Origin of the sequence: Telmatobacter sp. DSM 110680 (assembly GCF_039994875.1) — a bacterium.
GTDB lineage: Bacteria > Acidobacteriota > Terriglobia > Terriglobales > Acidobacteriaceae > Telmatobacter.
Window position 1 is genome coordinate 1293554 of the sequence record NZ_CP121196.1, and the last position, 13354, is coordinate 1306907.

12 protein-coding genes are annotated in these 13354 nt (G+C 54.0%); 5 read left to right on the forward strand and 7 right to left on the reverse strand.

From position 1 onward, the window contains the following. Positions 1-7: 7 nt before the first annotated feature. Genes P8935_RS05180 through P8935_RS05190 form a run of 3 tightly spaced genes read left to right on the forward strand, consistent with a single transcriptional unit; the run spans position 8 to position 1043 of the window. Positions 8-190 (forward strand): plasmid partition protein ParG, encoded by a 183-nt coding sequence (locus P8935_RS05180; protein ID WP_348263928.1) that lies wholly within the window; start codon positions 8-10, stop codon positions 188-190. Continuing rightward, on the forward strand, positions 187-786 hold the full coding sequence (locus P8935_RS05185; RefSeq protein WP_348263929.1) for a recombinase family protein: 600 nt from the start codon (positions 187-189) through the stop codon (positions 784-786). The genes P8935_RS05180 and P8935_RS05185 overlap by 4 nt, the downstream gene beginning before the upstream one ends. Then, complete coding sequence (locus P8935_RS05190) at positions 783-1043, forward strand: hypothetical protein (RefSeq protein WP_348263930.1); 261 nt, start codon at positions 783-785, stop codon at positions 1041-1043. The genes P8935_RS05185 and P8935_RS05190 overlap by 4 nt, the downstream gene beginning before the upstream one ends. A 111-nt stretch (positions 1044-1154) precedes the next feature. On the opposite strand, the gene P8935_RS05195 is transcribed toward P8935_RS05190, so the two are convergent. From P8935_RS05195 to P8935_RS05205, 3 genes are read right to left on the reverse strand one after another with little or no spacing between them, the layout of a single operon-like run. Further along, positions 1155-3431, reverse strand: a complete 2277-nt coding sequence (locus P8935_RS05195; protein WP_348263931.1) for a TAXI family TRAP transporter solute-binding subunit — start codon at positions 3429-3431, stop codon at positions 1155-1157. Positions 3432-3453: 22 nt separating this feature from the next. Further along, positions 3454-5085: a CsgG/HfaB family protein gene (locus P8935_RS05200; RefSeq protein ID WP_348263932.1), complete on the reverse strand. Its 1632-nt coding sequence runs from the start codon at positions 5083-5085 to the stop codon at positions 3454-3456. Between the two features lie 25 nt (positions 5086-5110). Continuing rightward, entirely contained in the window at positions 5111-8779 is a 3669-nt protein-coding gene (locus tag P8935_RS05205; RefSeq protein ID WP_348263933.1) for a choice-of-anchor tandem repeat GloVer-containing protein, read from the reverse strand. Positions 8780-9029: 250 nt separating this feature from the next. Here P8935_RS05205 and P8935_RS05210 point away from each other — a divergent pair, with 250 nt between their 5' ends. After that, on the forward strand, positions 9030-11102 hold the full coding sequence (locus P8935_RS05210; RefSeq protein ID WP_348263934.1) for a hypothetical protein: 2073 nt from the start codon (positions 9030-9032) through the stop codon (positions 11100-11102). 103 nt (positions 11103-11205) lie between these two features. On the opposite strand, the gene P8935_RS05215 is transcribed toward P8935_RS05210, so the two are convergent. The 4 genes from P8935_RS05215 to P8935_RS05230 are packed head-to-tail and all read right to left on the reverse strand — an operon-like array spanning position 11206 to position 12534. Then, entirely contained in the window at positions 11206-11466 is a 261-nt protein-coding gene (locus P8935_RS05215; RefSeq protein ID WP_348263930.1) for a hypothetical protein, read from the reverse strand. Further along, complete coding sequence (locus P8935_RS05220; RefSeq protein ID WP_348263929.1) at positions 11463-12062, reverse strand: recombinase family protein; 600 nt, start codon at positions 12060-12062, stop codon at positions 11463-11465. The genes P8935_RS05215 and P8935_RS05220 overlap by 4 nt, the downstream gene beginning before the upstream one ends. After that, on the reverse strand, positions 12059-12241 hold the full coding sequence (locus P8935_RS05225) for a plasmid partition protein ParG (RefSeq protein WP_348263928.1): 183 nt from the start codon (positions 12239-12241) through the stop codon (positions 12059-12061). Before P8935_RS05225 ends, P8935_RS05220 begins: the two co-directional genes overlap by 4 nt. Before the next feature lie 8 nt (positions 12242-12249). Further along, positions 12250-12534, reverse strand: a complete 285-nt coding sequence (locus P8935_RS05230) for a helix-turn-helix transcriptional regulator (protein ID WP_348263927.1) — start codon at positions 12532-12534, stop codon at positions 12250-12252. A 72-nt stretch (positions 12535-12606) separates the two neighbouring features. Here P8935_RS05230 and P8935_RS05235 point away from each other — a divergent pair, with 72 nt between their 5' ends. Continuing rightward, on the forward strand, positions 12607-13080 hold the full coding sequence (locus P8935_RS05235; RefSeq protein ID WP_348263926.1) for a hypothetical protein: 474 nt from the start codon (positions 12607-12609) through the stop codon (positions 13078-13080). The last annotated feature ends 274 nt before the right edge of the window (positions 13081-13354 follow it).

The window sequence follows — 13354 nt, forward strand, 5'->3', positions numbered from 1 at the left end:
AGAGGGGGTGAGCTCGATCGCGAAGATCATAGAAGAGGAGATTAAGCGCTTGAACATGAACCTTACCGTATCTCTGCATAACGCCTTCAAGGCTGCCACCGCAGCCCGCGGCGAGAACATGACGGATGTCTTGATGGCGTACATCAAGGCTTACGTCGAGAAGAACTCAACCAAGGGGCGGCGACGGTGAAACGCGCCGCGCTCTACCTCAGGGTGAGCACTGTAGATCAACATCCTGAGACACAGGTGTACGACCTTCAGCAGATGGCCGCCCAGCGCGGTTACGAAATCGCCAAGGAATACACCGACCGGATCTCCGGCGCAAAGGCGCGCCGGCCAGGTCTGGATGAGATGATGCGCGATGCCCGCCGTGGCCGATTCGATGTGGTCATGGTCTGGGCATGCGATCGCATCGCCCGCTCGACCAGGCACTTCCTCGAAGTGCTGGACGAGCTCAACCGGCTCAACATCGAGTTCATCAGCTTCCGCGAACAGATCGATACGGGCGGCCCGCTGGGCCGCGCGATCGTCGTCATCATCGGAGCGATCGCCGAACTCGAACGCAGCCTGATCGTCGAGCGAGTCCGTGCCGGCATGCGCCGGGCACGCCTCGAAGGCCGACACATCGGAAGGCCTGCTCTCGATCTTGATCACGCTGCCATCCGTCGAGACAGGCAACGCGGCATGAGTCTTGGCCAGCTGGCCAGGGAACACCGCGTATCCCGAACTACCATCCACCGCGTGCTCCACGAGCACGCTCGAACTGCTCAGGAGAACGTTGCATGATCGAAAACCCTGCAGACCTCATCCCTGCCTGGATGTTGCTATCGGCAGCTTTTGGCTACCTCATCGGAGAAGCATGCGGCGACCTGGCCCGACATCGCAAGTGTCTTGAGCAAAATAATGCCGAGCTGCGCGATCAACTCCAACACCCTCTCTCGAAGGATCTGCACCGGGAACTGGCGCAGCAGCGCAAGGTCATCAACGACATCCACAGCCGACTCGTGGCCGTTTCAAAAGGCCTCGAAAAACGCCCCGACTAACTCCCTCTAAATCAACGGCCGGATCGCAACGATCCGGCCGTTCCATAAGGTGTGGGTTGTGGGACGGGAAAAGACCTTAATTATTAAGGAGCAACTCGCCTTTCGGCTGCCCTAAGCCCCAAACATTTCTGCCGCATGCTTTGTGGCCTCATCGAATGCCTGCTCATTATCGCAAATCACAAACAACCGATCATCATCATTCAATGGTCCTATGTCATCTCCCGGATTCAGTAAGATCTTACTTCCGCGCACAACGGCAATTGGGATCACAGCGCGTGCCTTTGATTCCCTTCTGGCATAAAAACGCAACACATCGGAGAACCGGGCATTCTTCAGCTGGTCAGGCACCTTCACTCTATAAATCTCGTCTGAGTTGGCATTAAAGGTAAGCAGAGTTTGAAACAAGTCTGCTAGCCCAGGAGTAAAGGCGCATTGGGTCAGAACATTCGCGCCGAAATTCTCTGCACATACAAGTTCTGTGCGCACCCCCCTTCCAGCTGCCTCAGCAGCTTTCAAATTCCTGGTGGAGCGAACTTCGGCGGTCACCGGTGTATCACACATTCCACGCAAAGCGATTAGTGCGAGTACAGTCTTCGCATCTGATACATCCGGATCCAAGTGCTGACCAGTCTCACTCGACCACGAGGCAAGTATGATGATTGACCAAGCCGAGCAAACCTTCGCCTGCTCTAGAACTCTAGTGTCAGTTGCATCTCCCGAAACCCAAAAACATCTTTCGAACGATGGTCGGTGCGGAAAGACTGACGGACCTTGACCTATAACAACGACGGGCCGCTTTTTCATCTCCGGCCCGTGCAATTCTTCAATCATCTCTTCCACACGGCGATCCCAATTAATGAGAATGATGTGTTCTGCGAGGTGACTTGGCACAGGAACCCTCCCCATCCATCTTCCTAGCTCTTCCGAAATGTATCTCTTTCCGAATTCCGCTATAACCCACGCTACCAATGCGACTCCCACGATGATCGCAACAACAGCTACTCTCTCACCCCATGTAGTTCTTGGTGCTCTCGCCTGGAATCCACCGGAAACATACACGAGCACCGACCACATGGATTTGGAGATGGTTTCAAAGTTTTCGTTGACATGACGCTCACACCAATACAATCCAAGCGCAGCAGATAACCAAACCCCGCAGAGAGCGAGCACTGCTGCAATGAGATCAGCAAGACCGCTTGTTGCTTGCCGAACATGGGCCCGCTTCCAGATTAGAGCGGCACCGATGATTGCAAGCAAGAGCGCGAGGCCCATCCAAAACCACCCTATGCCGAGACCAGAAGACAGATAAGGTTTTGCCGCTGGATGAATCTGAATCGGGAGCTGAGCAGCAACGGGTCTGAAGAGCAAGTCCATTTTGGATCCGGTGGCGTGCTCAATTTCAGTTCGCTCCTTTTCAAGCAATTCCAAAACACTCGAAACTTTTGTGGGATCCACATTTGAGCGAACGAGCAAAAGACACTGTGTACCAACAGTCGGCACATCGTCGTCCTGATTGGCATATGGTCCCTTGGGGATATACGCCTCGACGTAGCTCCCGGTATTTGTCAGCCGAGATATCAGCTTTGGGTCAAGCACAAGAAGCCGCGCTTCACGGCTCGACATTGACTGGACGACAGTACCAGCGGGAACGGTGCTTGTGATAAAAGCCGCGTCAATCGACTCATCTGATAGTTGCGGAACTATTTGGTCCATTGACAATGCCCGGGCCTGAAACTCCCCCATGGAGACACCAGCCGCTTCGAGAACGGAACGCGACGTGAGCTGTCCACCACTTCCATTGGCTCCAGTAGCGATGGTTTTACCTTTTAGCTCGTCAACCGAGAAGATGAACAGATCATCTCTGACCAGTACGTGCACTGGCTCAGTGAAGATCGGCGTGAGCAATTCAATATTTGTGATCGGTCTCGTGAAAGGGAGGCGCCCGAGGAGCGCTCTCACTGCGACATCACTCTGTACCAATGCAAAGTCAGCTCTTCCAGAACTCAACATCCCAATGTTCTCGACTGAGCCGGCAGACACGATCGGTTGAACTTTGATCCCAGAGCGCGCTGAGACTTCGGCGATGGCATTTGCCACCCTGAAATAGTTGCCTTGGCTCTCTCCTGAAGCGAGGAGCACCGGGCGCTCCAGCGTTTGCGCCATCAAACTCGGAATCGCGAAGGAACAACTCAACAGGGACAACCATAAAGGTGCAACCATGGTCTTCCTGTGTTCGACATGCTTCGCGCGCGGAACATCGGCGGTTGAAGGTACAGATGGAGATGGAGACAAAACAACACGGCATCGCGCATCCCCAGCTACATCACTCCCGGCGGCCCTCAAGAACGTCACCCGCGTTTCGACGCTACGCGACTCATAAATACTCATTCCATTCGCACAGGTTTGCGGTTCATCTGACAAACTTGTGAATTAGCTGTACAACTGAGTCTTCAAACTTTTGCATGTCGCGAATCTCACTATCGCCCATCGGGAAGGCGCTCGCGAGATTCTTGCCTGTTGTTGTCGACGCATCCTTCGAGTACATGTAAGGCAGCATCTGGTAATCCTTTTCTTTACCGCCAGCGTCCTTGAATCTAATGTTGATTATTGGCAGATCGGGAATCTTCTCATTGGCCATCATTCCTTTTGAGATTTTCCGGACTTGCACATCAGAGACCGCAGATCCAGAGATATCGAATCCGTCACCGTTTCCACCCGTATACGCCAGCTTCCCTTTCTGAATAGTGAGCTGGCCGGTGCACAGGTTCATTCCGTGATAGTGTGCGATTGGAAAGATAAGAGCACCGTCGCTCTGAATGAGTTTCTCGGCGATACCGTCTCCCTCTACAAAATCGCCAAGAGCATAATGTGAAAGGGCCTCCCCGGCAAGCACGCGCACATCACTGGGGCCGAGTGCAGCTGCATGCTTGTATTCGTCCAAAGCCTGTGACCAGAACCGGTCGTGCATATAGCTCTCTGCACGTTTGATCGATTGCTCCAACTGCTCTTTGTTGGAGGTTACGTCCGTGGGGTGGTCAGTCTGTGTACCTAATGCTCCCCGAAGCCGTTTAGCGTGTTCCATATCCACAGTGGCCGGGTCATTCACCTGCGGGACCCTTCCCCCGGCACCAGCATCTGCGGTGAATCTAGCCTCTGCATGATCTGCCTGTCCGACATCTGTGACCTCCATCTGACCAACATCGACCAGTTTGTGATAGATAATCTTGCCGCTTTTGTCTTTGACGCCGTTGTCATGCTTGATCAACAGGCGGTCCCCCACTCGAAGCCCATCAGCACTTCCAATGCCTCCAAGTATCCAAAGTCCGCCACCTTCTTCCGCCACAATCGTCGGATTTGCAGAAGAAAGCTTTTCTACCCACGGATCGTCGCCGCATTCAACCATTTCATGCAGTGAATTAAGCTTGCTCACGATGTCCCGAACAGCATCTGTCGTCGCTCTTCCGATTAAGCTGGACGAAGATTCGAGAGTGACTGCTCCCGCGATCACTCTCTGAAAAAGTCCATATTCCGACACTTCACTTTTTGCTGTGGAATGCGCGTCACCGGCCTGTGATAGGACAGTCTCTCCGGTAGCCACCTTGATCAGCCGGAAGTCGACGCGTACATCCGCTCGCTGCTGATATTCGATCACAATCGTATTAGGGCCAAGCAGATTGATCTTCTGCTTCCGTTGGCCAGTTTCGGAGTAACTGAAATTTGTCACCTTGCCCATCAGTAGGTATTGTGCGCCCAGGAGGTTGCCTTTCCGAGCGAAGGTGTCTCCTTTGGCGTAGTCGGTTGTACCGAAATCCATTTCCTTCGTCGCCTCGTCGATATTCGACCGCTCGAGGATATTGAATTTTCCAGTGTTTTGAAGCTCCGTAGTCAAAATCTCGGTCAACCCGTTGCCGATCGTTGACCGCGTATAGTTCGCTGGATTTGCGAAAGTCTTGATGGCAATTTTGGGGCGGCACTCCTGTGCCGATAATGAACTGAACATTAGAACGGGCAAGAGTAGAAGGGATGAACAAAACGATTGCATGCGATATCTCCGTGGAATGGAAAACCTATGGAACAGCTGGTGGCGCTGGTGCTGCAAATTTCACGTGCTCATGTCGCTCAAGTGGAGGAGTGAGAGGATTCGCTTCTATGCTCTGTGAGTGAAGACCATGCGAGTTGGAAGCCAGAATGTTCAGATTCGAAACTCGGTAAATGGTCCCGTCATCATAAAGTCCGCCATACTCGGCCGTTCCGTACAGCGCACCATCGGGGCCTTGCACTACTGCGGACGTGGGATCGGCGCCATCAGATTGTCCATTAAATGTGTAGAGCACAGTTACATTCCCGAGCGAATCCATCCGAAAAACTGTTCCGCATCCGGGCCCAAAGTCTCCGGTGCAACTGGAATTGCCCCCTCCGTTAGTGGTCCCGTAGAAAAAGCCGTCGTTCGCCAACATGAGCCCATTCGGATAAGCTCCATCCGGTCCAGAGAAGGAATGCAGCGACGAGAAATTACCCGCCGTGTCAATTTTGAAAGCTGTTCCACAGCCGCTCCATTGCGCTCCGCCGGAGCACGACGTGGTACCCCCAAACTCTGTGGTTCCGTACAGTTCTCCGTCAGAACCGCGGATCAACGATGAATGAGGGTAGGCACCATCCTTCGAGGAAAATGAGTGCAGGGTTTTGATCGTCCCCGATGAGCTCAACTGGTAAACAGTGCCACATCCTGGAGTGTCATACGAGGAGCAAGTCGTGTTTCCGCCTGCACCCGTCACACCATAGAAATAACCATCTGGCTGAGAGAGAAGAGATGCTGCTGGAAATGCTCCTTCCGTACCAGAAAACGTGTGCACACCAGTGATACCGGAGGAAGACTTTATCGCAAAGATGGCGCCGCAACCCGATCTGGACTGACCATTGATCGATCCAGTACACGTGCTACTTCCGCCCACGTCATTAGCTCCGTACAGCGTTCCGTCATTTGCCTGTATGAATGAGGCAATGGGGCCCGCTCCAGCCGGTGAAAAGTACGGTCCAAACGAGAAGACGGAGTTGAACCCAGCCGTCGAGTCGAACTTGAATACAGTCCCACATCCCGATTGAACAGTCGTTCCGGAGACGACGCACTGGGAGGTGTTGGATCCTCCGAAGTCTGTAGTTCCATAGAAGACACCATTGGAGACTTCAAGCAGCGATGAGACTGGGTATGCGCCATCTGAACCGGAGAAGCTGTGCAACGTAGTCAGCGCGCCCGATAGATCACTTTTGTAGAGAGTGCCGCAGCCATTCAAAGAAGAGATATACGAACACGAGAGATTTCCCCCTGCTTGAGTAGCCCCATATAGATTTCCATCGCTGCCCACAATTGGCGCACCCCATGGATTTGCGCCTTCCGTGCCGTGGTTGAAGGAATGCAGAGTGCTGATCGTCGGACCGCTGACGATCGCAACTGTCGCAACTGCGCTCTGGTTAGGGTTGGCTGCACTTGCGACGATAACGTGGTACGTTCCAATTTGGTTCGGCGCTGTGTAAACTCCACCCGAGGTAATGGTTCCTCCAGTTGATCCTTCTTGAACGCTCCACACTGGAGAAACACCTGCACCAGCAATCACAGAGAAAGTCTGTATTGAGCCTGCAGGAACAGAAACCGATGCGGGACTAATGCTGATCCAGTTCGCGGAACCAGTTACGGTGAACGAGATGGGGTTTGAGCTTTCTCCGCTTGGCGACGGATTGACAAGCGAAATCTGGTCAGTTCCCGCTGTCGCCAAGAGGCTGCCCGGTATCAGAGCTGTAACAGATGTTGGGTCGATGAAAGTGGTCGGTAAAGGAGAACCGTTCGCCGCTGCATATGCTCCAGGAACAAAGTTGCTTCCTGCCAATGAAACCGTGAGTGCAGGTCCAAACTGCATTGCGTTTGGCGGAGTAATCGAGCTTAACGTCGGCTGACCTAGGAATGTTCCGTTGGCTTGTGCAACTTGGTTCGAGTAAATCGTGTATTCAGGCGTATCGAGTTCGTCATTTCCGAACCCCAAAACCGTCAAGGTTATGCCGGCATATGCCTCATCGCCGAGCCACAGTGTCCACCACGGATTAGCGCTTGTGTCAGCCTTGAGTTCTACATACATGCGGGGGTCCACATGCCATGTAACCGAGCCGAAGAACTGAAATCCTGCTTGCACTCCGAAATATCCCTTGGCATCGAGAGTTCCCTCTACTCCCGTGGGATATGAAACCTGTTGCAAAGTCCCGCTGAATACCGGAGAAGCAATGAGGTTTTGTACTTGAATACCGGCTCCAAAGCTTCCAGCTTCGGCACCGCCAAGATATAAGCCTCCAGAAGCCGATCCCGTCAAACCGACAAGTGGAGTAATGCTCGGTGTGATGACTGCCAGTGCATTTCCAATACTTCCGGGCAGCCCCAGCACGGACTGACACGTTTCATTCCCTAAACAAACAACCTGATTCTCAAAATCAGATTTATCTAGGGTCTGACTCCAGTCGAATGTAGTGGAGTATTGCCCCTTCACCACCAGGTTTGAGTATTGCTGCAAGTTGACAGTAGCTTTCGCTGAAAGATTAAGTGCGCTGTATTCGAAATCGACATGCAGATTACAGAAGTCCACTTCCCCAGATGCGGTGATCGTATTTTGGTTCTGGTCTGGAGGGAGTGCATATGCGAACGGCAGCGATAAGACCTGGGGAGCCAACGCACATGGGTTTGTGAGTGCAGTGCTTGAGGTGACAACACCTGCTTTGACCAGCTTCGGAGACATGGAAGTTTGTGGAGATGCTGCTCCACTGGCAGCTTTTGTGAACGGTAAATCAACACCGAAACGCGCCTGGATGATCTCGTCTTTCAACGTGGCTGGTGACACGGTTGCAGTGATGATCGAGCCGCTGTTTGCTACAGAGACGATCTTCACCAGCAATCCGTTCGGAATCACTGTTGCTGGCGAACTGACTAGGACATCTCCCGCCTTCAGCGATGCAGCAACTTCACTCGAGGAACTCAGCGAAACGGTTGTCCCGTCTGGGGATAAAGTGAGAGATTGAAGTCCGGCTTGGTCCAGAACTTTGGTCGTGTTGGGAACTATGTTGTAGTAGTCCACCGTGACCGTCGATGTGGCTTGAGAGACGACTACGGTCGTTTGCGTCGTCTGTGTGGCATGGTAGGTGTTCGATCCGGCAACGACGGGTGAAGCCGCCACCGTGTAGGTCCCGGGAATTGCATTCAGCGTCTGCGATGCAGTGACGCTCGTTAACGCTCCATTTGGGTCCGTGACTGTGACCTTTGCGTTAGTTCCCGTCGGCAAGTCTGTGATGTTCACGGTCAGCGCTGTTGGATTGGCCACTGTGATAGATGAAGTGCCTGATTTCGATGCGTCCTGTGTTGAGGTGGCTTTGATGGTGGCTGATCCAGCTATCGAAGGAGTAAAAATCCCTTGACTGCTGACGGTTCCTGCGCCAGTCGGGCTCACAGTCCAAATCACAGTTGAACTGTAGTTGCCTGTCCCAGTAACGGTGGCGCTGCAGGTCGCTGTTTGATTCGTGACGATGGATGAAGGTGAACACGCCGTCGTCACCGAGGTTATGGTGGGCTGCGGAGTTCCACCGCCACTGCTATTACCACCTCCGCCACACCCAACTATCCCAAGTGCAACGAGGTTGAAGAGCCCGATACAGACTATTGAGAACTGGACAAAGTGGCGAATGCCGACCCCATTTCGATTCATCGAATCTCCGATTATCGATATGACTGCTGCTTTAGGCACTCCTCCAGCCAGTTACTCCCCCGATAGAAGTGAGGACGAAAGTGCCCAGTCGGATGGAAGAAATCCCTTGTCTAATCAAGGCTTACGAACTAACCTTCCGCAAGAGACCAAATGTGACAGGAACTGACTCTTTGTGACATCGCATTCTTCCGTGTGATTTATAACACCGGGTCCTTTTGATGAGTCTCTTCCTGCCGGGTGACACGAAAGCATGGGGAGCCAGCAGCCAACAAATGGCCGTTTGGATGGCTGGAAAGCCATCTCCGATTACCTTGGCTGGCACGTGCGCACGGTTATGCGCTGGGAAGAGCAGAAGGGACTTCCGGTTCACCGTGTACCCGGGGGACAACGGCACGCGGTCTATGCATACAAGAATGAGATAGACGGGTGGCTGAAGCTGGGTGAGGGCCTATTGACGGCTACGCAACCCGAAGAAAGCGCCATCCGTGGTGACTCTCCCGAAGTTTCGGAATCATCCCTGCCCCGTCATCTGGACGGGATAGTCGCACCCAAGATTAGTAGCGCTGTCCGTCCTCAGAACGCATCGTGGATTGCGAGGCACGGCAAGCAATTTGTTTTAGCTAGTGGTGTCGCAATCCTGGTTTCAATTTGTGGCTTTACTTTACACAGTCTCGGTTTCAGCAAACATTTCCGCATTATCAATGTCACCCAAATCACCGACGATGGGGCGATGAAACGCGGTCTCGTCACGGATGGCACTACTCTTTACTTCGGCGAGTACCGCGACGGTAAAGTCGGCTTGCTTTCTATCCCCGTTGCCGGTGGTCCAGTTCGTGAGATTCGCACCCCGTTTACGATGGTCTTCCCAACCGATATTTCGGCGGATGGCAAGAAATTGCTGATTCTTGCAGGCCAAGGGACAGAGGTGGAACGCTCGCTTTGGATTCTGAGATTACTCGATGGAGACCTGAACCAGGTTGGAACTGCTGCGTACCATTCTGCCAGCTGGTCTCCGGATGGAAATGCAATCGCCCTTGCTTCACAAAATGCGGTCTATTTGACCACGGATCAAGGCAAAACGATTCGGTCCTTGCAAACTTTTGACGGCATACCGGAGGCCGTTCAATGGTCGAAAGACGGTTCGCGACTGCGGATAGAGTTGCGCGATCCGAAGACCATGACCTTTGCGTTTTGGGAACTCGCCTTTGATAGACCTAGTAACTATGACATATCTTCTCTTACTCCTCTCAAAGCGGATTTGACGGAGACCTTTGACGGATCAATGTCAATCGATGAAAGTGGACGTTCATTTGTCGTTGGGGGAGAGGGGATTCTCGCCTTTGCGGCGGATCGTTTCCCCCTTCACCGCTTCACGTTACTGGACCTGAAGGTTCCATTGCGTGGGGTGAACGACGTCACCCTCGATTGGCGGGTCAAGAGGCTCTTCGCAACCGCATCCTCAACTGTTGAGCAAAGTACTCACAAGCCACACGCCGAATTCCTTTTGTTCGATCAGAGTTCACAAGGATATCGGCCATTTCTTCCCGGAGGAGGAGGGGAATTCATCGACTTCTCACGAGATGGACAATGGATCACGTACAAAAGCACCACCGAGAAAGCCCTATACATCAGTCGGGCCGACGGGTCCGAAACAAGAATGATGAACGTTCCCGCTGGCGAAATTGAGTTGCCACGCTGGTCGCCAGACGGAAAGCGGATTGCCTTCATGGAATCGCTTCCAAACAAGCCGTTTCGGATCTTTGTGATCTCTGCTAATGGAGGAACTCCCAAGGAGGCTGGAGTAGGAGCCGATTCTCAGGGTGCTCCGACGTGGTCTCCAGATGGAAGAATGTTGGCTTACGGCAGCGTTGAATGTCAGGAAACCAAAACTTGCGCTATTCACAAGATCGACCTAGCAACCGGACTGGAATCGACAGTTCCAGATTCGGAAGGACTGGGCACGGCGCGCTGGTCTCCTGATGGCCGATTTATAGCAGCACTCGATCCGGTGAGGCATCTAGTAATGCTGTTCTCTGAACAAAGGCATCGATGGCGGGAAATCGCGAACGGTGTGAACGGGAATGACTTGAGCTGGTCTGCGGATTCAAGATATTTGTTTGCAAACAGACCAACTGGAGATCAGCCCCAAATTATCCGCATTAGTATTCGAGATGGGAAGATCGACACTGCTGTCGATCTATCGAAATTGTCGAAACTTCAAGGGCGATTTGATTCCTGGTTCGCGATCGGACCAGACAACGCCATCATTCTTTCCCGGGAGATGAGCTCGAACGAAATTTACTCCATATCGTACGAGGATTAGTCGAGCGGTAGTCAATACATCCGCATGTTTTTTGACCCGTCCCACAACCCACACCTTATGGAACGGCCGGATCGTTGCGATCCGGCCGTTGATTTAGAGGGAGTTAGTCGGGGCGTTTTTCGAGGCCTTTTGAAACGGCCACGAGTCGGCTGTGGATGTCGTTGATGACCTTGCGCTGCTGCGCCAGTTCCCGGTGCAGATCCTTCGAGAGAGGGTGTTGGAGTTGATCGCGCAGCTCGGCATTATTTTGCTCAAGACACTTGCGATGTCGGGCCAGGTCGCCGCATGCTTCTCCGATGAGGTAGCCAAAAGCTGCCGATAGCAACATCCAGGCAGGGATGAGGTCTGCAGGGTTTTCGATCATGCAACGTTCTCCTGAGCAGTTCGAGCGTGCTCGTGGAGCACGCGGTGGATGGTAGTTCGGGATACGCGGTGTTCCCTGGCCAGCTGGCCAAGACTCATGCCGCGTTGCCTGTCTCGACGGATGGCAGCGTGATCAAGATCGAGAGCAGGCCTTCCGATGTGTCGGCCTTCGAGGCGTGCCCGGCGCATGCCGGCACGGACTCGCTCGACGATCAGGCTGCGTTCGAGTTCGGCGATCGCTCCGATGATGACGACGATCGCGCGGCCCAGCGGGCCGCCCGTATCGATCTGTTCGCGGAAGCTGATGAACTCGATGTTGAGCCGGTTGAGCTCGTCCAGCACTTCGAGGAAGTGCCTGGTCGAGCGGGCGATGCGATCGCATGCCCAGACCATGACCACATCGAATCGGCCACGGCGGGCATCGCGCATCATCTCATCCAGACCTGGCCGGCGCGCCTTTGCGCCGGAGATCCGGTCGGTGTATTCCTTGGCGATTTCGTAACCGCGCTGGGCGGCCATCTGCTGAAGGTCGTACACCTGTGTCTCAGGATGTTGATCTACAGTGCTCACCCTGAGGTAGAGCGCGGCGCGTTTCACCGTCGCCGCCCCTTGGTTGAGTTCTTCTCGACGTAAGCCTTGATGTACGCCATCAAGACATCCGTCATGTTCTCGCCGCGGGCTGCGGTGGCAGCCTTGAAGGCGTTATGCAGAGATACGGTAAGGTTCATGTTCAAGCGCTTAATCTCCTCTTCTATGATCTTCGCGATCGAGCTCACCCCCTCTCTTACTTCTCCCAGGCCTCATGACAGAACAACACCAGGGAGGCCATCCCCATGTGATCGATCGTCAGGCCATCGGCCATGCGGTGGATCAGTTCCCGGCTCGTCGGCACTCGGCCGGCTTCAACGGCCTTCCATTCCGCGACTTCTATCCCCGACTCCGCGGCCGCTTCCTTGACGGTACGGCCCTTCTCGACCCGAACATCGCGAACAAGGTCGCCGAAGAACTGGCCCCAGACCTGGCGACGAGATAGGTTGGGACAGGAAGGCGGCTGAATTGATCTGCTCATATACTCATACCTCTTGTAAGGCGATCCCGTCAAGACGAGTCCGCCTGGATTTAATTACTAGCTCAGTATGAAGTGAGGGAAGCTTCCAACCAAAGAGGCTACACCTCATCTCTGACCAATGAGTACTACCAGAAGCTGCTCGATCTGCTGAACACCGCGATCGCCACGGGAGACCTGTCCGGCGGATCAGCCTTCGACAAGACCGCCCTGCTTAATCTCGAACAACAGGCCCAGAGCTTTGCTTCCCTGCCCACTGCAACTGCCGGCATGAGGGCGATGGATGACTCGTTCAACTATCCCCTCAGCCTGCTGCTGGCTCGGCTCAAGGCTCTTCAGGGTGAAGCGGGCAACTTCACCACCGTGTCCGGACGACTGCTGGACATCCTGGCGCACGAGACCAGGTCCCTTCCCGGCCGTGCAAATAACACGCCCGCGCGCGCGGGAGGGACCGGAGCCTCTGCTCACCATCAGGTCATCTGGTCATCAGGTCGCCAGGCCATCCGGCTGGCCCGGTGGTTCCGGGGCATAGACCATATATATAGTTAGGCCGGAATGTTGTTCCTTGTGACCCTGGGTCTGTAGGGAATCGTCCTCGGTATATTCCTGCTCTTCATCCCGGTTGTCTGGGATCAGGATCAGGTTCATGGACGGTGTCCTTCCTGATCGAGAAGACACGTTCTCCGGGGCAGGGTCAGGGTCACGGTCAGGGAACGAATGAGAAAGAAACGACCCTGTTTGTTGAGCCGCGCGGCCCCGAATCAGCTCCAACAATCTCCCGGACAAAATCACACAAACAGGGTGGGGGGAACATGTTCCCCCA